This is a genomic window from Okeania sp., from assembly GCF_983059655.1.
Genome location: NZ_CEZPJD010000051.1, coordinates 1 through 20,280 on the forward strand (window position 1 = coordinate 1; position 20,280 = coordinate 20,280).

The window sequence follows — 20,280 nt, forward strand, 5'->3', positions numbered from 1 at the left end:
TTTATACAACAACAGCCCTACTTGTTCTCACTTTAGGGCTGTTTTTTATGTCTTTATACTAAAATAAAAACACTCTAAATTTTATTCTATTTATGCAACTAATATCTCGTAAATCATCTAGATGGTTTATTGTTGGCATGGCGAGTATATTTGTATTTTCAATCATGCTCAGATTCTGGCAATTAGGTCGTTTTAACACTCTAGTTTTTGACGAAGTTTATTATGCTAAATTTGCCAATAACTACCTAACTAAAACTGATTTTTTTAATGCCCACCCTCCACTCAGTCAATATATTATTGCTATTAGTATTTGGATAGGTTCTCATCTGCCGTTCGGACAAGAAATAGTGAATAATGAAACAGGTTCTACTTTAGCTCCTTGGACTTATCGGTGGGTAAATGCTTTAACTGGTTCATTTATTCCAGTAGTAGTAGGAGCGATCGCTTATCAATTAACTCGCCGTCAAAGTTATGGTTTTATTGCTGCTTTACTCATTGCTTTAGATGGATTATTTTTAGTTGAATCTCGCTACGCCTTAAATAATATTTATCTAGTAATTTTTGGATTGTTAGGTCAGTTATGTTTAATTATTGCTTTGCAAGATTGGCAATTGAAGCAAAAAATTTGGTTGGCTTTAGCCGGAATAAATTTTGGTGCAAGTGCTGCAATAAAATGGAATGGTTTAGGATTTTTACTCAGTATTTATTTACTCTGGATATTTGCCTGGGTGATTGAATTTTTAGCACCCCCCAAAAAGTCTGATTTTATATCTCCTTTGCGAAATTTAACTCAACTAAATCTGGTTCAATTTACTTTAAACTTATTTTTTATTCCTATAATAACCTACAGTTTACTCTGGATTCCCCACGTTATTCTCAATCCGAAATATGGATTTCTGGAAATGCAAAAACAAATTTTCAGCTATCATCAAAGAATTGGTAGTGGACCAGACATTCATCCTTATTGTGCTCAATGGTTGACTTGGCCATTGATGCTCAGACCTGTAGTTTATTTCTATAAAAATACAGGGTTATTAGATAAACCTGAACCTTCTTTACCACCATTACCTTCAGATATTGGAAATCCAAAAGTTAATCCACTAATTTACGATGTTCATGCCATGGGAAATCCCGCTCTTTGGTGGTTATCAGCAGTAGCAATTTTATCCTTAGTATTAATATTAATTAACCGCGTATCAGATTGGGAAAAAAAACGAAAAGCTAGACGTAATAAAATTGTCACTAAGGCAAAAGTGAAATTTATTCCTGCCTCAGAAATGTGGTTTTTACTATATTTATTATTAAATTGGTTAGCAAATTTTTTACCTTGGTCAAAAGTTACTCGTTGTACTTTTATCTATCATTATATGGGTGCTGCTGTGTTTGCTATTTTGGCACTTGCTTGGTGGATTGATAGGTGGTTAAATAATAGACAAGTTCATCTGAGAGTAATAGGAGTTACAGTTATTTTTCTCATTTTATCTGCTTTTATTTTTTGGATGCCTGTTTATTTAGGATTACCTATATCTCCGCAAAATTGGCAGATGAGGATGTGGTTTCGTTCTTGGATATAATATTAGGTTTTAGGTGTTAGGTTTTAGGTTGCGAATATCAGGAAATTAGTTTCCCAAATTTTATTAGTTAGGGCTTGCTGATTAAATATCAAAGCATTTATAGACAAAGGTTTTAGAATTTTTAGGTCGAAAAAAGTGCGCAAGTTTTCAGTCTAAAATGCTCAAAAAGTTAGCTTTTTGCAGCTCTTGCCACTGAAAAGCTGACACTTTTTTAGATCAAAAAATGCTAAAACCAATATCAGTCAATGCTTTGATATTTAATCAGCAAGCCCTACTTAATCCTTAACTCCTATTGACAACTATAATTTACTTCTTACTTCTTACTTCTTACTTTTGACTTTTGACTTTTGAATTTTGACTTCCGAGCGGCACTATCTTCTCAAATAATGCTCTATACACAGGTTTATTTTTAGCTAAAGTAGCAATTTCTCTTTCTGATAATACTGGCAAAATATTTTCAGTCAACCAATCATCAGAACTTCGATAAAATAAATTATGAACAGAGAAGCGTTTACACATTTCTATTGCCACTTTCTCTACATCAGAATGAAGAAAAACTTTTCCTCCAACTGTTAAATAATTTGCTAAATCTTCGACTAACTTTGGTTGTACAACTCTGCGTATTTGATGACGTCTTTTAAACCAAGGATCGGGAAATAAAATAGAGACTCTTTGTAATATTCCTTCTGGCAAAGATTGTAATATTTTTTCCAGAGAAATATTGGCATTGCAAAAGAAATAGTGCAAGTTATTAAAACCCTGTTCATTTAGCAAATTATTAGCCTCTATAACTAATGGTTCCCGAATTTCCAAACCTAGAAAATTCCACTCAGGTTCTGTCTGTGCCATCTGCCATAAAAATTTACCCCGACCACAGCCAATATCTAAATGTAATGGTTTATTCAAATCAGAATAAATATTACTAAAATTTGGTAGAGTTACTGACTCTTGATATTTACTAGAGAAAGGATTAACGTGCTGTCTGACTCTGACTCTTGCCAAGATTTATACCTCTATTTTTGCGTTATAATTATACGATAATTATGTAATTTTTTATCACTAATTCAGATAGGGAGTAGACAGTAGGCAGTAGGGAGAAAGAATTGATAATTGCTGTGCGATAATTGATTTAATCTTTTATTATCAAAATAATATGGGTATAAAACCCCCCCCTTTGAAGGCGCAATATTTTTGGAGAGTTGCTCACGCATCCTCTACTTCTCCTCCTGGCTCCTCTCCTGGGAGGGGCAGGGGTGGGTTAGGGCGGGGGTAGCTTAACTTCTGATTCTGACTTTGTTAATGGATATGTCTAATGAATAAAGCAAGCGTTCATTTAATTTCTACTATATTCTTAAGCAGATATTCGTACAAAGAAAAAATTTTCCCTATCTCGTCAATCCTCTTCTTTTCAATGACAGGTAATAATTAATTATTAATTGTTGAATACCTATAGCAATCCGCGCAGAGGTTGCGACAAATCAAAAAGTAGATAAAAAAACTGAAACTCTTACCTGTTCCCTGTTCCCTGTTCCCTATTCCCTCAAAAAAATATTTTTGACACAAATCAAATAGGATTGCTATATATATTATGAAACTAAATTCATCACAAATAAAAAAAATTGAGAACTTTCTAGAAAAAATTAAAAATGATACCTATCCCGAACCTCCAACCAAACTTCATAATCAAATAACTGAGCAAATGTTTAATGTATGTCTAAAGCAAATATCTTTACCACCAGCAGCCAAAATATTAGATATTGCTTGTGGTCAAGGTGTCGCTTTAGAAATATTTAAAAAACATGATTTTTCACCAATTGGAATTACTCTAAATAGTGAAGATGTAGCTATTTGCCAACAAAAAGGTTATCAAGTTTATGAAATGGATCAATCTTTTCTAGAATTTGAAGATAACTATTTTGACTTTGTTTGGTGCAGACATTGTTTAGAATATAGTATTTTTCCATATTTTACTTTACAGGAAATTTATAGAGTTATTAAACCCGAAGGTTATCTATATTTAGAAGTACCTGATCCTGATACAAGTTGCCAACATCAAACTAATAAAAACCACTACAGTGTATTGGGAAAAACTATGTGGTTAGATTTAATTAAAAGAACAGGGTTTGAGATTTTACAGGTATTAGATATTAAATTTAATGTGCCTGCAGGTCCAGATATCTATTGGGCAATGATTCAGAGGAAAAATAGTTCGACTATAACTCCAGAAAATTCTACTAAAATTATCAATATTCAATGGCAATCTAATTCTGAACAACAAGAAATAAAGCTCTCCCTAGATTCTAATAAATTTACTCAAAAATTGATGCTTGACTCTGTTCAAAAAGGGCGAGCTTATGAATCTGAAATTTTCCAATTAATTCGCAAATTTCTACAAAATGGTGACTGTTTTATTGATATTGGCGCTCATATTGGATATTATTCTGTTTTAGCTGCAAAAATAGTAGGCATCGAAGGTAAAGTTTTTGCTTTTGAGCCAGAATTATCAAATTATCAAAAAATCTTAGAGAATATTAGTCTCAACAATCTAAATAATATTAGCTTATTTAATCTTGCTGTTAGCTCAGAAACGAAACAAACACAACTATTTTTCAATCAAGATAACGATGGCGGTCATGCTTTGTGGGATGTAGGTAAACATCTATTTAATCAAAAAAGTTTGGCTAATCAAACAATGCAAAATATTCAACAATCTACACTTGATAATATTTTAAGTCAGCAAAAAGATATTGGTCAGATAAAAATAATTAAAATTGACACTGAAGGAGCAGAGCTTGATGTAATTAAAGGAGCAGTAAATACATTTTCCCAATATGACATTCCCTATATTATTTGTGAAATTAACAGATTTGGATTACAACAAATGGGAACTAATGAAAAAGAATTGAGAGAATTTATGGATTCCTTAAAATATGAAACTTATTTAATTACCTCAGACGAAATTAATCAGCTAGTTAAGCTACCTATCGGTAAGTATTATCAAACATCTCATGTATTTAACGTTCTATTTACTAAACAAAATAAAATGATAAATCAAGAATCATAATTCAGACTTGAAAATGCACGACTTCTATCTACTTAGTGTTTGCTGAAAAATTCTTTTAGTAGGGAGTAGGGAGTAGGGAGTAGGGAGTAGTGAAAAATCAGGATAAATGGGAATTATAGAGGAGGTAGTCGTTCATAATTGTTTCTTAATTTGTCTGCCATAATCGTCCTAAAATACTAAATTTTTGAGCTTTTTCCACGGAAAAGTAGACATTCTTTTGTCTAAAAAAATGCTACAACCAATATCAGTCAATGCTTTGATATTTAATCAGCAGAGCAATAATTATTGTGGAAGTTTTTCCAGATTTTTGCAGTCATGCAACCGTAATGGTATTACTGAAAAATCGTGGTATAAAGCCTCCCCTTTTAAGAGGATAAAAGATAATTCCGTATTTTCTTGCCTTCTTATTGCAAAGGTGCTGATAACTGAAATGACCTACTCCTTTTACCGAAAAATTAAGGTATAAAGCATCTCTATTCATGGAGAAAAAAGAAAAAAAATTATTTTACTCAATCCTCTTCTCTCTTCTTTATAATAAGAGGTAATTATGAATTAGTGTTTGCTGAAAAAGTCTTTTTGTGGAGGGTAGGAGTCAGGAGTCAGAATGAATGGGAATTATACCAATTCCTAAAAGTAACGCTATAGTTGGGTAAAACTTCAGTTATTAATTAATCAAAATAGTTATAATCAGTTTTTTGCTAAAAATAGCCCAGTTAATGTTAATTATTATTACCGATAATTAATAATTAATAATTGAATAATTCAGGTCTAAAACCTCCCCTTTTAAAGGAAAAAAAAGACAATATTCCTTATATTAAATCTTCTCGGTTTTAACCAGAGGTAATTATCAATTATCAATTATCCATTAATGAATTCTCCCCCACTCCCCTGCTCAACAAAATGTAGAAAAGTTTTTAAGAAATTGTATTACAGGAAAGGCAGTCGAAAGAATTGTCGCTCAATTTTTCTGCCCTTGTCTGCTCAAAATGTGAGTATTTTGGGCAACTCGGAGCTAAAAGCTGACACTTTTTTCGCAACAAAAAGGCTAAAACCTTTATCTGTCAATGCTTTGATATTTAATCAGCAGAGCAATAATTATTAATTATTAATTGTTAATTATTAATTGAAGATAATACCTCTTGATGAATTAGCGATCGCTCCCTCAAAAAATCTATTCTTTCTGGAAATAAAGCATCTCCATTTGCATAATTTTCAATCCACATCTTACTAATTAAATTTGCATCTTCCGGCAATTCAGCTAACTCCCATCCAGGAATTTCCAACTCAGTCATTAACTGACTAACTTTCGGATCGTAACTAATAGCAAAACAACGACATTCCTCCGCAGAACCCATAATTAAACTGTGGAAACGCATACCTATTACCATTTCCACACCCCGAAAAACTCCCTTCAAAACTCTAGGGTCTTCTATACTTAAAATCTTGCTATGATTAGGTAATTTTTGATGAATAGATTCAGCAATTTTTAAATCCTTTATCGGTTGAAAAGGCAACAACAAAATAAACGCTTTAGTTGCCTTTTGAAAAGAAACCAAAGCCTGAGTTAAAATTGCTAAACGTGCCGGAGTAAGTTGTGGGTGAGGTCTCAAACAAACCGCTACTCTCGGCGCAGGTAAATCCCAAAGACCGGGGACAGAAGAACCTTCTAAGGCCCAAACTGGGTCAGGAGCTAAAGTAAAAGGAATATCCCACTTAGCAACTATTTTTGCCGAATTGGCATCCCTGACACTAACTGCAGTACAACCTTTGAAACATTGCTTTGCCAAAAATTGAGTAGTTTGATGATGTAAAGGCCCAATACCCTGTGCCCAGGCAATTGTTTTTAAGCCCATTTTTTGAGCAATTCCCATTAGTCCGGCATAATAAAAAGGACTAGCAATACTTGTAGCATCTTGAATCAGACTTCCACCCCCCCAGATAAATATATCCGAACGTTTCATGGCCTGGAGAATAGTAAAAGTATTGAGGCGATCGCCTGCTTCGACTTGATATTGTTTTTGAGTTTCGATAGGGTTGCCAGACAAAACATAAGGTTGAATATTATTGGGCAACATCTGCAACAAAGATGCTAATAATGCCTCATCTCCACTATTACCTTTTCCGTAGTAACCACATAAAATTGCCCGCATTTGCCTGAGTAATTTTCTCTTTTGATATAACCTTATAGAATAGTTGATAAAAATATAGTCAAATATGACTAATCCTTATTTTGCAGGCGTTACCCTGACTGGGTGAACTACAACACCACGCCAGTTGCTTCAAGTCGGGGGACCCGCCCAACGCACTGGCTCCTCTATCCCATGGTCAAAGACATTTGGGACTGCTTTTCTCATTATGTTCAGAGAACCGTTCACATCAGCATTGATTAACCCTTTGCTAGCGCTACAATACAAACCTCTTTGTCTTGATGCAGTCGCTCATGGGGGAAACCCCCAAGACCGCGCTGCATCGCTTTATTCTTTTTCCTGAAAAAGTGACTTGATTTTTTTGGCCTTTCTTGTACACTGGAATCAAATCATTATCTAGAAAACTTGATGCGGAAGTATAAGATTCTTCTGTAATAATTACATATATCCCTACCATCTGGGCTTTATAAGATAACATTTCGATTAACCTGTTATAGGGCACACATACAAAATTTTGATTGTTTCTTTTCCCTAAGTTGAGCTTCTGCTTCCACTCTTCATTGTGCCCTATTATCAATGTTCCTATTTTCTCATTAATCAGGGTATTAATAATCAAACGAGATGCAATACGCAAGATAATCGTTGATTTTAAATTCTCTTTGATTACAAAGTTTTTTCAGTCTCAGACTTGATTGATTTTCCCGAAGTTGAGATTGTAGAAAGCTCTTAACTTTATTATAGTATTGATTTATAGATTTTAACGGTCTGCCATTTATCACTCTTGGGTTTAATTCCGGCTTGATTAAAAGTTAATGTAGCTAAATTGTTTAATCCAATATCAATACTGGCACAACGATTTTCCTCTAGCTCATATTGTTTTTTAGTGGTTTTATAGATTACCTCAATTACATAATGGTTAAGTCTAGGAACAAGACGAACTTGTTTAATTTGTGAAGCAGGTACTAGGGTTTTTAGATATATCCCTGTTCGAGAAGGATTAATAATTCCTTGTTTAAGTTGCTTCTTGCTGATGGCTTGTTTTGTATAAACTACAATATTTCTTCCCGTTATTTTATTTTTATATCTAGGAAGACGAGGCGCAGCTCTAAACTTTGATGGGTTCTGTTTATAAACTTCATTCGCTGCTAAAAAACTCTTCCAGTTTCGATCTATTATCATCAAGATTTGTTGAGAGACTTTAGCTGGCATTGCTTTATAGTCTACTTGAGTAGAAAGTGTTTTTTGCAGGTCATAATAGTGACGATAAGTATTTTCAAATATAAAAGACTGACGAACTAAATAATTCGCATAGTTATAGAGATTTTTAGACAAGAAACATAGTCGGTCAATTTCAGCATAAAACCGATTATTTTTCTTAATAATATGTCTCTCAACTAATCTCATAAATCAAGGGGTTAAAATTACTAAATGCTTTGAACACTTATTAATTTTTATGGTTATTTAGTCTTTAATTAAGTACCAATTTCATTATACCATTAAACATCAGGTCGAGAGTTATTAAATTTTGTCAAATACTTAGTAGATATTTTGTACAAATCAACGAAGATATTTGACATTATTTGACTATGTATGACTATATTTATGTACAACGTTTATAATACCAAAGTTGATACTTAAATTTTCAGATTTTTTGGATATGCACGCTTTATCAATTCCTACTTGGATTATTCATATTTCTAGCGTTATTGAATGGATAGCTGCTATTTGGTTTATTTCTCTCTATGGCAATGTCACTAATAACCGTGCCTGGTATGGTTTATCTTTTGCCATGTTACCTGCATTGGTCAGTGCGATGTGTGCCTGCACTTGGCATTATTTTGATAATGACCCAAATTTAGAATGGTTAGTTACTCTTCAAGCTTCAATGACTTTGTTGGGAAATTTTACTCTATTAGCTGCTGCTTGGTGGATATTTTCAGAAAGTAAAAAGGGAGTAGGGAGTAGGGAGTAGGGAGTAGGGAAACTTACTCTTTATTTTATTTTCCTGCAACTGCAAAATCTAAGTCTTTTCTAACTACAAAAAAGGTTAATATAGTAGTATTTTTTGAAACTGGTAAGTTCATAAGCAAAGTTAATTAAACATCCTAATTGACTTTCTGTTCCCTGTTCCTTATTCCCTGTTCTCTCTTTCAACTAAAAAATTTATAAAAGCACAACTACTTATAAAAATATGATTTCTAAAGATACTCTATTTGCTCTTTCTCTATTTCCCTATTTAGGCTTTCTTTGGTTTCTCACTCGTTCAGGCAAAACACCCCGTTTAGCCTTAATTGGATTTTATGGCACTTTAGTATTTGTGGGCGTAACTATTCCTGCTGGAATTTATGCTAAACAAATTTATAGCGAAGCCTTAGCAAATATTGATTGGTTACATGGTAGTGCGGAAGTATTTCTAACACTATCTAATATTTTATTAGTGCTAGGTTTTAGGGAAGCTGTTTTAAAGAAGGAAGAGGAAAGAAGGAAAAAGGAAGAAGTTCAATAATTGATAATTGATAATGGATAATTGATAATTACCTCTCCCTAAAAGGAAGAGGATTGAATCAAAGGAAAATTTTTTCTTGTTTCTCCACAGCGAGTGAGAAGATTTTTACCTTAATTATTCGGTAAAACTGATTTTTAAAGAATGAAGGAGGAAGAAAGAAGAAGAGAAAATTCGTTAGTAAATCTAATTATCAAGCAGAAGTCAGGTAAATACCTAAGTTAAATAATTTCCTGAAATTACTGTAGCTTAAAACTTTGAAGCCTACAAAATCTTACTTCTGACTTTTAACTTTTGACTTTCCCAATTTGAGCCGATAAAATCTTACTTCTGACTTTTAACTTTTGACTTTTAATTTTTAACTTCCATTGCCATACATCTCGTTACTTTTAACTATTTTTTGTTAGTTATTCTGGAAATAATCAACAAGGAAAAATTTTATGAACTCCCAAAATTATCGTCTAATTACTATTCCTATCAGTCATTACTGTGAAAAAGCTCGTTGGGCATTAGACAGACTAAATATTACTTACATAGAAGAACCCCATGTTCCTCTATTTCATCGATTTGCAACTCTAAAATATGATGGTAGTAGTGTTCCAGTTTTAGCTACAGAAAATCATGGTAATTTTGTTGATTCGACTGATATTTTGCATTACCTGAGTAGCATAGCTCCAGCAGATAAAAAATTATATCCAGATGTTCCAAAATTACGGAAAGAAGTTGAGGAATTAGAAGATTTATTTGATGAAAAATTAGCTATTGCTGTGAGAAATTGGGGATATTTTTACAAGGCAAAAGACCGTCAAGCTATGCGTAGAGGTTGGTGTACAAATACTCCTTGGTTTGAACAAATTGGATTTGCTATTGCCTTTCCCTATTTCTCCAATTTGTTGCAGAAAAATTTTCAGCTAACAGCAGAAAATGCTGCAAAATCTCTGGCAGAAATTAAGGAAGTTTTTGATTTAGTTGATCAACAATTATCTGACGGTCGTTCTTATTTAGTAGGAGATAATTTTTCCGCAGCAGATTTAACTTTTGCAGCACTATCTGCTCCTGTATTAATGCCACAAGAACATTTTCTTAAACCTCAACCACTCTCACAACTTCCTTCAAAAATGGCAACAGTAATTCAAGAGTTACAAGCAACTCCCGCCGGAAATTATGGTTTGCGTTTATATCGAGAAGAGCGTCATTTCAGTTAACAGTTATCAGTTAACAGTAAATCCTAATTTCAGTTATCAGTTATCGGTTAACAGTATAGCAATATGATTTAAGTTGTGAGATATTAGAGACTTTTAGGGAACAGGGAACGGTGAACAGGGAACAGAGAAGAAGAAAAAAATGTATCTTCTTAATCATAAGAATTTTTATATTCTCTACTTTTAAAAAACACCTCAATTCTCACATCTGATTTCTGATTGCTATGCATTGGGGTTTGGTGACCAAACCAAGGGCAAAAATGGGATTGGGAAACCAAACCTCTATAGTTTTTTTCACAAATCATTTCATAATGAATCTCTTCTTACTTTTACAAATAATTACCAAAGTATTTGTCTATAGTTATTCAGGATTAATTTTAATTTACTTCATACTCCGACCAATATTCTGGGATAAATTCTGGCTAATAGCTTTAATTGGAAATTTTATCCCTTTGATTTTTTTTCCAATATTCATTCTGCCACTCCCGGCATTTTTCATTATAAAAAAACCTTGGTTTTTGATAGTTTCATCTATTGCTTGTCTGCTGCTTATTGGTTGGTTACATACACAATATTTTTCTCCTCAAACTATTTCCGCAGCAAATACTCAACCTCTGAAAATTTTCTCCTTAAATAATAGTTGGCATAAGACTGAAACGGAAACCCTAGTAGAAATAATCAAACGAGAAAAACCAGACATTGTATTGTTACAAGAAATTACTAGAAATCATATTACAAAATCCTTTCCTAAATTAAAAGCTGAATATCCTTATCAAACTTCAGATGATATTAAAGGCTATAGAGCGGGTATTCTCAGCAGATATCCTATAGAATTTCAGGAAAATCTACACTTAGCAGATCATTCAGAAGTTCAACAACGAGCAATTATTAAAATTAAGGAAAAGCTAATAGTTGTCTATAATATTCAAACAATTTCACCTTGGATTCGACTTCGGAAAATTTTACCTTTCTTGACAATTCCAGTTTATGAATTTGATGAGCGATCGCTAGAAATTCAAGACTTAATAGAACGACTAAAAAAAGAAAATTTGCCAGTTATTGTGGCGGGTGATTTTAATATGAGCGAACAATCTCAGGATTACTATTATTTAACACAAGTATTAAATGATTCTTTTCGAGTATCAGGAATGGGTTTTGGTTTAACTTGGCCTGCGGGTTGGCGTCTGGATTTTTTAATTCCCAATTCTACCTGGAAATTGGATTATCCTCTGTTTAGAATTGACTATATTTGGTATTCAAATCATTGGGTTTCTAAATCTGCTGAAGTTTTGTCAACTACAGGTTCAGATCATTTGCCTTTAGTGGCGGAATTGGTGTTAAGAAAATAGCGGAAATTATTATGGTTTGTAGTTGGTTATTTGTAGAAGATTTTACTATTCTCACAACTAATATTTTAGTAAACAGGGTTAGCCGAAAATATTACCTAACCATTCTAAAAGATAGCTTGCAAAAATACTTGCAGAAACTCCAACAATGAAACCTGCAACTATAACTATCCACAACAAATTTTTCCTATTGCTAACCCTGCGAAAATATTTATATCGCTTCTTCTTTGATGCTTCGGTAAAAAGAACAAAACGATAAGTAGGTAATTTAATTAACATCAAAATTAATGTGCACAATAGAGAAGAGAAAAAGATCAAAAAGAAAGCAACAGAAAAAGATATAAAAAACTGTGTTAAATCCGATGCTCGACAAGTATTAAAAAATTTAATAAGAAAGTCCACTTTTTCACCAAGTGATATGTTGCCTCCTAAAAACTGATCTATTTTATTTGAAAAGCTCGAACAACTTATTAACTTTCCCTCTGAATATATCCACAAGAATGCAGGCAGGCAAAACAAGAAAGAGGCATAACAAGAAGGAATTACAAGCAGTATAGGTCTTTCCATAACCTTTCGCCTGAAGCCAGCAAAAGGCACATCTGTTTTGACAAAACCTTTAATGCAGTTACGGACAAGCTCGGCAATTTCAATTCCCCAGCCTTGATTAGTACATCTAATAGAATAACTAATTTTAGGTATTTGATCTACAAAGCCAAAATCGAATATCTGAGAAATTGACTTCTCCTTTTTACTTTCTGGTTTTGCCGAAGAGGGAGTACCTTCCTCTATCGAGGATACTGATATTTCCTGCCTTTCAGGAACTTTTTTATCATGGAACTCAACAAGATAAACCCAAGTAAATATAAAACCTGTACAAATCAAACTTCTTTGTTCTTTATATTCCTGAAAACTCTTAATACCACTAAATGAAAGTGAAGAATTATCATTGAAAAATAACTTAGCTCTAAATTCTACCAACACAGACTGGTTCTGCTTTGTTATTCTGTCATCAATTATGTAATTAAGCTGTTCAAATCCTCCAAAATCTATCTCAAATGCTCCTTCTATATATCCCTCAACCGACTCTGGTTTACCCAGCAGAGAAACGACGAATTCTGTAAAAGCATCCCTATTTACAGACAGACTAATTGAAGACTTATTTCTCTCCATAGAAATATTTGGAATTTCTAGATTCTCATTATCCATTTGAATAAACTCTTATCAATTAACTAAACCTATTATAGAAATCATTTAACATTGCTCTATACGCAATAGAAGGAAAAATTTCATCCTGCTGTACAATACCTATACAATTCCAGCAAAACTAGGTAAAACCTGGTAATGCAAGTCTTAGATGTTTGCTTCTTGCTTCAACCTGGTCGGCCGCCCTCTTCCAGTTCACAAGCGTAAATTCGGGTACAGCCTACCCTATTTTTTTGATTAACTTCCCCATACTGAGATAACACCATTGCCGCATTCAAGTCCCGGTCTATTCTCATTCCACAGTGAGGACAGTTAAAAATACGGTCTTTTAGCTTTAATTCTTGGTTAATACAACCACAACTATGACAAGTTTTGGATGACGGAAACCACTGGTCAGCTAGCACTATAGTTCCACCAGAAGCAACGATTTTGGTTGTCAATCGTTCCCTAAATTGATAAAATCCTTGGCGGGCTATAGACGCTGCCAACTTACCATTTTTCATCATCCCTTTAACATTTAAACTCTCTAAGCAGACGTGCTTAATTTGAGTCACTAATTTTGTAGTAATTTTCTCTATGAAATCCCTACGCACATTAGCAATACCACCATGATACTTCGCGAGTTTTTTGTAGTATTTAATGGCATTTTTTGAAGGTGGTTTACCTTTACCTCCTAGTTGTTTATTCCTATTGCGCCATTGAAACTTAGCAATTTTTAATTGCTCTAGTTTAATAGAGTCTGGGAGACTGAAAACTTCGGAGTCCGCCTTTTTTTGGTTTGCTATACTTGCAAATTGTTTGACCCCAACATCTATACCAAAAGTTTCTTGAACACGTCTATCTAATAGTGGATGAACTGGCAAGTTCTCAGCTTCAATTGCTTTAACTAACAAACCATTTTTTCCCTGTTCTACTAATAGTAAAAGTCTGACTTGCTGTGGTGTAAGGAATTGATTCCCATAATCGAAAAGTTCCTAATGTTGGTATTTTAATTTTCTTACCAGGGTTAACTGTAACTTTTCCATTACTGTCATAAACCGTAAAAGATTGTCTGTCTTTTTTTCTTTTCAACTTAGGATACTTACTGATTCGTTCTTTATACCGTTTAAATGCTTCACCTAGATGTTGAAAAGCACTTTGGTAAATGCGAGACGAATAATTATTTGTCCAGGCATATTCTGGTTGCTTTTTCACATAGTTAGTAAAGACTTTTTTAGCTTCTAAAATGCGTAATGTGTCACTCAAGCTAACTTTCTGACCACGCTTGTTAACTTTGGTCATGGCAGAAGTTCCATTAACCATACTGAGGCCATAGTTGTAAACGAAACGAGCATAACCAGCACATTGAGCCATAAGTGATCGCTCTTGATTACTGAGTTTTAATTCAAATTTTTTGGCGTACAATCAAATCACCTCCAAGCAGATTGTCAAATATTTTTTGTGGCCTAAGTCAAAAAAATCCCCATCATATCTGTCAGCTCTTGCCGGAAATTGCCATATATATTGATACTAGCAATCAGCTTCCTAAGAGCTGAATAAAATGAAACAGCTATTTCTCTATACGCAGTAGAAGGAAAAAAACATCATCTACTATTTTCATTTTCTGAGAGCTAATGAAAAAAAATCGCCACACCAAAGGATTTTCCGTTGTATCCTGACAAAATTAGGCTGCAAATCCCTATTAAAAAATTCTAACTTTTGACTTTTGACTTTTTATTTTTGACTTTCGTTGTAACTTCTGACTTCTAACTTCTGACTTCTGACTTCAAAAAAACCCTACCGCCTCAATAGCCGCCTCCAGAGCGATCGCCACATGAGTCCAATGAGTCCCCCCCTGACAAAACACAACATAAGGTTCTCTCAAAGGACCATCCGCCGAAAATTCCGAAGTCGCCCCATCAATAAAAGTGCCACCTGCCATAACCAACTGACTTTCATATCCAGGCATCGGCGCCGGTACCGGATCTAAATAAGACCCCACAGGCGAATATTGCTGAATAGCTCGACAAAAAGCAATCAACTTCTCCGGGGAACCCAACTTTATCCCCTGAATAACATCCCGTCGTTTTTCAAAAGGAAGAGGATTAACAGGATAACCCAACTTATCAAAAACATAAGCCGTCAAATGATTACCCTTCATCGCCTCCCCCACCATTTGAGGTGCCAAAAATAAACCTTGAAACAACAACCTATTCTGCTCAAAAGTTGCCCCACCACTACTACCAATACCAGGAGCAGTTAACCGACAAGCAGCAGCTTCCACCAAATCTTCCCTACCTGCCACATACCCACCTGCCGGAACTATAGTACCACCAGGATTTTTAATCAAAGACCCCGCCACCAAATCAGCTCCCACCACAAGAGGTTCCCGCTCCTCAATAAACTCCCCATAACAGTTATCCACAAAACAAACTGTCCGAGGATTTTGTTCTTTAACTATCTTGACAATTTTTTCAATATCTGCAATAGACAAACTAGCTCGCCAAGAATAACCACAAGAACGTTGAATCAAAGCCAGACGAGTTTTCTCAGTAATAGCAGACTCCAACCCCCGCCAATCTATTGCACCAGTCTCAGTTAACGGCAATTCCCGATAACTAACGCCAAAATCTTTCAGAGAACCTTGACCTTCCTCCCTCAGACCAATAACCTCCTCCAAAGTATCGTAAGGAGAACCCACCACAGACAACATTTCATCCCCTGGCCTAAGAGTGCCAAACAAAGCACAAGCGATCGCATGAGTTCCAGAAACAAATTGGACTCTTACCGCTGCTGCCTCAGCCCCCATCACCCGAGCAAAAACCTTGTCCAAAGTTTCCCGCCCTAAATCGTCATGGCCATAACCAGTAACTCCTGCAAAATGATGGACACCTACCCGATGCTCCCGAAAAGCATCTATAACTCGTCTGAGATTTTGCTTGACTAAGCTATCAATATCGGAAAATATGGGAAATAGGTCTTGTTCTGCTGTTTGTAGATATTTAGTACTGTTCATATTTTATTTAATTTGTTTTATTTGTGATATGCTTAACGAAGTGTAAATTTTTGTTAATACTCAAATTTACTATAAAATCTAAAATTTCTTTGTCAACAAAGAATTAATTTTAGATATTGAGGCTGTGCTTTTTTTTGAAAAAAGTTTCATCAAAAAGCCATAATAATTTTGAAGTAAAAAACATCAATAAACAAAGCAGTTTTTTCTCAATGTTAAAGATAGTAATTGACTTTTTTTATTAATCGAATTTTCAGAGTCAATTACTAAATCTTAGAAATTTTACTATATTTATTTAGTTTATTTATAGTAGCTTGGTTTAAGAAAAATTATCCTGTATTATTAGCTAGGAATTTAAACTTAAACACTTAACAATACCCTGGATTTTGGTATAAGAATATTTTTTAACTTTCTGCTTCTGAATTAATAGATATAGATATAGATTAAGTAGTTATTACTAAGATATTTTCCATATCCTATACGAACATATAAACTTGCTTTGATTAAGCTAGCTCCTTTTGAGCTATTTAGTTCTTAACTTAGAGATTTTCATGACAATTTCAACAACATCAGAAAAACTTTCCCTTGATTGGAGCATCATAGGCTTTATGGCATTTCTGCACATTGGAGCCTTGTTTGCCCTACTTCCCAGTAACTTTAGTTGGACTGCAGTTGGCCTAGCCTTATTATTACATTGGATTACAGGTGGTCTAGGTATTACATTAGGCTTCCATCGCATGGTGACACACCGTAGTTTTAAAACTCCCAAGTGGCTAGAATACTTTTTAGTTTTTTGCGGTACACTTGCCTGTGAAGGTGGAGTTTGTGATTGGGTAGGCTTACATCGCATTCATCATCTACATTCAGACAATGAACAAGATCCCCATGACTCCCATCGTGGGTTTTGGTGGAGTCACATGGGTTGGATGCTTCATAACCTACCAATCAGATCGGAAGTTCCTCGCTACACAAAAGATATAGCAGACGATCCTGTTTATAAATTTCTGCAAGCAAACTTTATTCCCATTCAAATTGCTTTCGGCATTTTGCTCTACTTTATCGGAGGTTTACCTTTTGTAGTTTGGGGTATTTTTTTTAGAATAGTTGCTGTTTTTCACTGCACTTGGTTAGTTAATAGTGCCACTCATAAGTTTGGTTATCGTACTTATGATTCTGGTGATTCTTCTACTAACTGTTGGTGGGTAGCCGTATTAACTTATGGTGAAGGTTGGCACAATAACCATCATGCTTTTCAGTATTCTGCACGTCATGGTTTGAAATGGTGGGAAATTGATACAACTTGGATAATGATTCAATTATTACAAGTATTTGGTTTAGCAACTGATGTGAAATTAGCAACAAAATAGGATAGCAGAAGGAAGAAGGAAGAAGTAAGAAGTAAGAAGGAAAAATCTTATGTTGTCTTAGTTTTAAACTTTTGAACTGTCCTAACCTTTCCTTCGACTGTTATACGCCCTAAATTCATTTTTTCACCCTATATGAAAAGCATCATATAGGGTTATTTTTGTAAGAATTTCGTAGGAAATGCTTACTTACTTTTCTACTTTAATGTCTCATCTTTTTTCGCTGTGCTGCGCGCTCTTAGGTCTTATCAATTAGTAATACAGCAGATTCCTTGTCAGTGAAGTACAACCATGGTGTGCAAAATTCCCGTACTAGAAACATTTAATTGTTAATATCTGTACTTTATATACTTAGAATATGCTGTAAAAATACTCTTCTTGATTCTCTTGAAAATGTCTAAAATTTCCCATCATTCCCTACTATCTACTCTCCTGCTTAAGAAAATTAGTTGACACTTCAATTATTAAATAATTAACACAGAAAAAATAACCTTTTCAATAATTATTAGTCAGTTCATGTTAATTATTCGGTGATGGTGAATTGTAATGGTCCTGCATTGTCATTATTTTTGTTACGAGAACAGTGGGAGCATCTTGCTCCCATGACCGAAGAATTAAGGTTTGAAGCCTCTCTTTTAAAGGAGAAACAAGAAAAAAATTTCCTTTTAGTCTTACCTTTTCTTTTTAAGGAGAGGTAATTATTAGTTATTAATTATTAATTATTGAAGGGTATTCCTTTTTTCTGTATATTATTATGCTAGCAGGAATACCAATTACTCCTATGTTTACCAAATAATTAAGGCTTAAAGCCTCTCCTTTAAAGGAGAAAAAAGAAAAAATTTTCCTTTTAGTCAATCCTCTTCTGGAAAAGAAGAGATAATTATTAATTATTAATTATTAATTATTAATTGTTGAACACTTCCCTACTCAAATTCACCGTCTATAAGCAAGCCAGACAATCAAGGCAGGAAGCATAGCCAAAACCACTGCCACCAGTGCCCAAATCACTATATTAGAACCAGAAGAGTGTAAGGCCAGGGGTAGCCAAATCACTAATGGGACTAAAATCATTACTATAGCTATTGGTAAATAATGTGCCCTCCAATTAGAATAGGCACGATTCCAATGTTTACCTGTCCATCGCCAAGCTGGTTTGTAGGGGTAGTGAGTGGAGAGTTGTTCAATAGTATCGCCACTTTCATTGACAACAAATATTTGCTGACAGCGGTTACAGCCAAAGGCATCCGTCAGTGCTATTGGAATTAAGTTGCCCCTACGCCGACATGGACAAGGGTACTCTCCATTCAAATCTATTTTCAGAGCTTTTTGAGGTCGCAAAGTAATTGTAGAACTGAAAGCGTCGATAGAAAAAAGACGATATGACATTCAGCATAGGTCTATTATGCCAATTTTAACTCATAGCAGAAGTAAGAAGAAACTAGAAACAAGGAAGGAGTTTAATTACTAATATTAAGTTGTTTGAACTATTTATATAGATAAATTTAACTTTTATTACCTAAATAACACGGGAGCATAAAAGCCATGGTCTTTTAAGCGATGGATGAAAGGCAACTCGTCGGATTTTAATCCGAAGTACTTTATTTTACCGAAAAGCGACGTTGGAGTTCCCCCGTGTTTGAACCGGGACATGAAAACAAGGGAGTTGTTTGGACTAGACAATTTTAGTTGTCCTCTGTTACTATTACTATAATAGACAATAACTTTTCGGTCTGCTCGTTTCCAATGTACTCCTGTCAGAAAGTTTTAGTAAATAAAAATTCTGAATTAATTGCTATCTTAAAATTCTTGTGCGAAGAATCTCACAAGCTAACTAATATGGGCATATATTATGGTCGGCAATTATTTTTTAAGTCTGACAAAACTCTGGGCAAGTTTGACTTGGAAAAGCTCTATAAACACAACTATCATTACAAAGTTTTATATTCCCAAGCAGCACAACAAATATTGAGAACTGTAGCGGAATCATTTAGGTCTTATTATAGTCTAACTAAAGCCTACAGAGAAGGAAAAATCTCAGACAAACCAAGGATTTCTAACTACAGAAAAAAAGGGGGAATGGCTACAGTTAGTTACCCCAAGCAAGCATTAAAACTTAAAGGTAATCTTCTTAGAGTACCATTAGGCAATACCTGTAAACCCTGGTTTGGAATAGATAGCTTCTTAATTCCCATACCAAGCAATCTCAACTTTGCTTCTCTCAAAGAACTAAGACTATTACCGAGGAACAGATGTTTTTATTGGGAATTTATCTATGAAAAAGAAATAGTAGTTAAACCTCAATTAGATCGAGACAATGTCTTAGGAATAGACCATGGTTTAAATAATTGGTTGACCTGTGTATCTAATGTAGGTACTAGCACGGGTTGTAGATGGGAAACATCTCAAATCAATGAATCGTTGGTACAACAAACAGATATCAACTATTAAAGAAAATCAACCGACTGGATTTTGGTCAAATAAACTAGCTGCAATTACAGAAAAGCGTAACCGCCAAATTCGTGACGGTATAAATAAAGCAGCCAGAATAGTAATTAATCATTGTTTAAAAAATCATATTGGTACAATTGTATTTGGTTGGAATAAAGGTCAGAAAAATCAAATAGAATTAGGAAAGAAAAATAATTCAGAATTTGTACCAATTCCCACTGCTAGACTGAAAGAAAGAATAGCTCAGTTGTGTGAAGAATATGGAATAATATTTATAGAAACAGAAGAAAGTTATACAAGTATTGCTTCATTTTTAGATGGTGACGATCTGCCTATTTATGGTGAAAAACCCGATGATTGGAAACCATCACCGAAAAGAATCAAGCGTGGTTTGTATAGAAGTAGTAATAATTGGTTAATTAATGCAGACTGTAACG

At 34.1% G+C, this 20,280-nt stretch carries 18 protein-coding genes; 9 read left to right on the top strand and 9 right to left on the bottom strand.

Annotation, left to right across the window (positions count from 1 at the left end; genetic code table 11):
• The first annotated feature begins 92 nt into the window (after positions 1–92).
• Positions 93–1,574, top strand: coding sequence for a dolichyl-phosphate-mannose--protein mannosyltransferase (locus AC3DU7_RS05355; RefSeq protein ID WP_488038320.1), 1,482 nt, complete (start codon positions 93–95; stop codon positions 1,572–1,574).
• A 327-nt stretch (positions 1,575–1,901) separates the two neighbouring features.
• Here AC3DU7_RS05355 and trmB read toward each other — a convergent pair whose 3' ends face one another.
• The gene (trmB, locus tag AC3DU7_RS05360) at positions 1,902–2,576 is read right to left on the bottom strand and encodes a tRNA (guanosine(46)-N7)-methyltransferase TrmB (RefSeq protein ID WP_488038321.1); all 675 of its coding nucleotides are present in this window, start codon (positions 2,574–2,576) and stop codon (positions 1,902–1,904) included.
• A 586-nt stretch (positions 2,577–3,162) separates the two neighbouring features.
• Here trmB and AC3DU7_RS05365 point away from each other — a divergent pair.
• Positions 3,163–4,638, top strand: a complete 1,476-nt coding sequence (locus tag AC3DU7_RS05365) for a class I SAM-dependent methyltransferase (RefSeq protein WP_488038322.1) — start codon at positions 3,163–3,165, stop codon at positions 4,636–4,638.
• Between the two features lie 1,112 nt (positions 4,639–5,750).
• Here the strand turns inward: AC3DU7_RS05365 and csaB are convergent.
• From csaB to AC3DU7_RS05380, 3 genes are all read right to left on the bottom strand, one after another.
• Positions 5,751–6,788: a polysaccharide pyruvyl transferase CsaB gene (gene csaB, locus AC3DU7_RS05370; RefSeq protein ID WP_488038323.1), complete on the bottom strand. Its 1,038-nt coding sequence runs from the start codon at positions 6,786–6,788 to the stop codon at positions 5,751–5,753.
• A 253-nt stretch (positions 6,789–7,041) separates the two neighbouring features.
• Positions 7,042–7,449 (bottom strand): IS200/IS605 family accessory protein TnpB-related protein, encoded by a 408-nt coding sequence (locus AC3DU7_RS05375; protein ID WP_488038337.1) that lies wholly within the window; start codon positions 7,447–7,449, stop codon positions 7,042–7,044.
• Positions 7,450–7,520: 71 nt separating this feature from the next.
• The gene (locus AC3DU7_RS05380; protein ID WP_488038324.1) at positions 7,521–8,189 is read right to left on the bottom strand and encodes a nuclease/transposase family protein; all 669 of its coding nucleotides are present in this window, start codon (positions 8,187–8,189) and stop codon (positions 7,521–7,523) included.
• A 253-nt stretch (positions 8,190–8,442) separates the two neighbouring features.
• On the opposite strand from AC3DU7_RS05380, the gene AC3DU7_RS05385 reads away from it, so the two are divergent.
• From AC3DU7_RS05385 to AC3DU7_RS05400, 4 genes are all read left to right on the top strand, one after another.
• On the top strand, positions 8,443–8,757 hold the full coding sequence (locus AC3DU7_RS05385; protein ID WP_488038325.1) for a DUF2499 domain-containing protein: 315 nt from the start codon (positions 8,443–8,445) through the stop codon (positions 8,755–8,757).
• A gap of 219 nt (positions 8,758–8,976) precedes the next feature.
• A complete protein-coding gene (locus tag AC3DU7_RS05390) occupies positions 8,977–9,291 on the top strand; it encodes a DUF3593 domain-containing protein (protein ID WP_488038326.1) in 315 nt (104 codons plus the stop codon).
• 437 nt (positions 9,292–9,728) lie between these two features.
• Entirely contained in the window at positions 9,729–10,493 is a 765-nt protein-coding gene (locus AC3DU7_RS05395) for a glutathione S-transferase family protein (RefSeq protein WP_488038327.1), read from the top strand.
• A gap of 515 nt (positions 10,494–11,008) precedes the next feature.
• A complete protein-coding gene (locus AC3DU7_RS05400; RefSeq protein ID WP_488038328.1) occupies positions 11,009–11,839 on the top strand; it encodes an endonuclease/exonuclease/phosphatase family protein in 831 nt (276 codons plus the stop codon).
• A gap of 78 nt (positions 11,840–11,917) precedes the next feature.
• Here AC3DU7_RS05400 and AC3DU7_RS05405 read toward each other — a convergent pair whose 3' ends face one another.
• From AC3DU7_RS05405 to AC3DU7_RS05420, 4 genes are all read right to left on the bottom strand, one after another.
• A complete protein-coding gene (locus AC3DU7_RS05405) occupies positions 11,918–13,042 on the bottom strand; it encodes a hypothetical protein (RefSeq protein WP_488038329.1) in 1,125 nt (374 codons plus the stop codon).
• 164 nt (positions 13,043–13,206) lie between these two features.
• Positions 13,207–13,932: an RNA-guided endonuclease InsQ/TnpB family protein gene (locus AC3DU7_RS05410; protein WP_488038330.1), complete on the bottom strand. Its 726-nt coding sequence runs from the start codon at positions 13,930–13,932 to the stop codon at positions 13,207–13,209.
• Positions 13,922–14,443 (bottom strand): helix-turn-helix domain-containing protein, encoded by a 522-nt coding sequence (locus AC3DU7_RS05415; protein ID WP_488038331.1) that lies wholly within the window; start codon positions 14,441–14,443, stop codon positions 13,922–13,924. The genes AC3DU7_RS05410 and AC3DU7_RS05415 overlap by 11 nt, the downstream gene beginning before the upstream one ends.
• Before the next feature lie 361 nt (positions 14,444–14,804).
• Positions 14,805–16,034: a methionine gamma-lyase family protein gene (locus AC3DU7_RS05420; protein WP_488038332.1), complete on the bottom strand. Its 1,230-nt coding sequence runs from the start codon at positions 16,032–16,034 to the stop codon at positions 14,805–14,807.
• Positions 16,035–16,582: 548 nt separating this feature from the next.
• On the opposite strand from AC3DU7_RS05420, the gene AC3DU7_RS05425 reads away from it, so the two are divergent.
• Positions 16,583–17,398, top strand: a complete 816-nt coding sequence (locus AC3DU7_RS05425) for an acyl-CoA desaturase (RefSeq protein WP_488038333.1) — start codon at positions 16,583–16,585, stop codon at positions 17,396–17,398.
• A 930-nt stretch (positions 17,399–18,328) separates the two neighbouring features.
• Here AC3DU7_RS05425 and AC3DU7_RS05430 read toward each other — a convergent pair.
• Positions 18,329–18,781 carry a hypothetical protein gene (locus AC3DU7_RS05430; protein ID WP_488038334.1) on the bottom strand — a complete coding sequence of 151 codons (453 nt, stop codon included), beginning with the start codon at positions 18,779–18,781 and terminating at the stop codon, positions 18,329–18,331.
• Positions 18,782–19,231: 450 nt separating this feature from the next.
• On the opposite strand from AC3DU7_RS05430, the gene AC3DU7_RS05435 reads away from it, so the two are divergent.
• The gene (locus tag AC3DU7_RS05435; RefSeq protein ID WP_488038335.1) at positions 19,232–19,843 is read left to right on the top strand and encodes a nuclease/transposase family protein; all 612 of its coding nucleotides are present in this window, start codon (positions 19,232–19,234) and stop codon (positions 19,841–19,843) included.
• Positions 19,806–20,280, top strand: a 475-nt coding sequence (locus tag AC3DU7_RS05440; protein ID WP_488038336.1) for an IS200/IS605 family accessory protein TnpB-related protein, incomplete at its 3' end; no start/stop codon positions are given. The genes AC3DU7_RS05435 and AC3DU7_RS05440, both read left to right, overlap by 38 nt.

Bases quoted from the DNA above. Each gene is read 5' to 3' on its own strand.
- AC3DU7_RS05355 (WP_488038320.1), top strand. From the start codon at position 93: ATGCAACTAATATCTCGTAAATCATCTAGATGGTTTATTGTTGGCATG.
- AC3DU7_RS05365 (WP_488038322.1), top strand. From the start codon at position 3,163: ATGAAACTAAATTCATCACAAATAAAAAAAATTGAGAACTTTCTAGAA.
- csaB (WP_488038323.1), bottom strand. From the start codon at position 6,788: ATGCGGGCAATTTTATGTGGTTACTACGGAAAAGGTAATAGTGGAGAT.
- AC3DU7_RS05380 (WP_488038324.1), bottom strand. From the start codon at position 8,189: ATGAGATTAGTTGAGAGACATATTATTAAGAAAAATAATCGGTTTTAT.
- AC3DU7_RS05385 (WP_488038325.1), top strand. From the start codon at position 8,443: ATGCACGCTTTATCAATTCCTACTTGGATTATTCATATTTCTAGCGTT.
- AC3DU7_RS05390 (WP_488038326.1), top strand. From the start codon at position 8,977: ATGATTTCTAAAGATACTCTATTTGCTCTTTCTCTATTTCCCTATTTA.
- AC3DU7_RS05395 (WP_488038327.1), top strand. From the start codon at position 9,729: ATGAACTCCCAAAATTATCGTCTAATTACTATTCCTATCAGTCATTAC.
- AC3DU7_RS05405 (WP_488038329.1), bottom strand. From the start codon at position 13,042: ATGGATAATGAGAATCTAGAAATTCCAAATATTTCTATGGAGAGAAAT.
- AC3DU7_RS05420 (WP_488038332.1), bottom strand. From the start codon at position 16,034: ATGAACAGTACTAAATATCTACAAACAGCAGAACAAGACCTATTTCCC.
- AC3DU7_RS05425 (WP_488038333.1), top strand. From the start codon at position 16,583: ATGACAATTTCAACAACATCAGAAAAACTTTCCCTTGATTGGAGCATC.
- AC3DU7_RS05430 (WP_488038334.1), bottom strand. From the start codon at position 18,781: ATGTCATATCGTCTTTTTTCTATCGACGCTTTCAGTTCTACAATTACT.
- AC3DU7_RS05435 (WP_488038335.1), top strand. From the start codon at position 19,232: ATGGGCATATATTATGGTCGGCAATTATTTTTTAAGTCTGACAAAACT.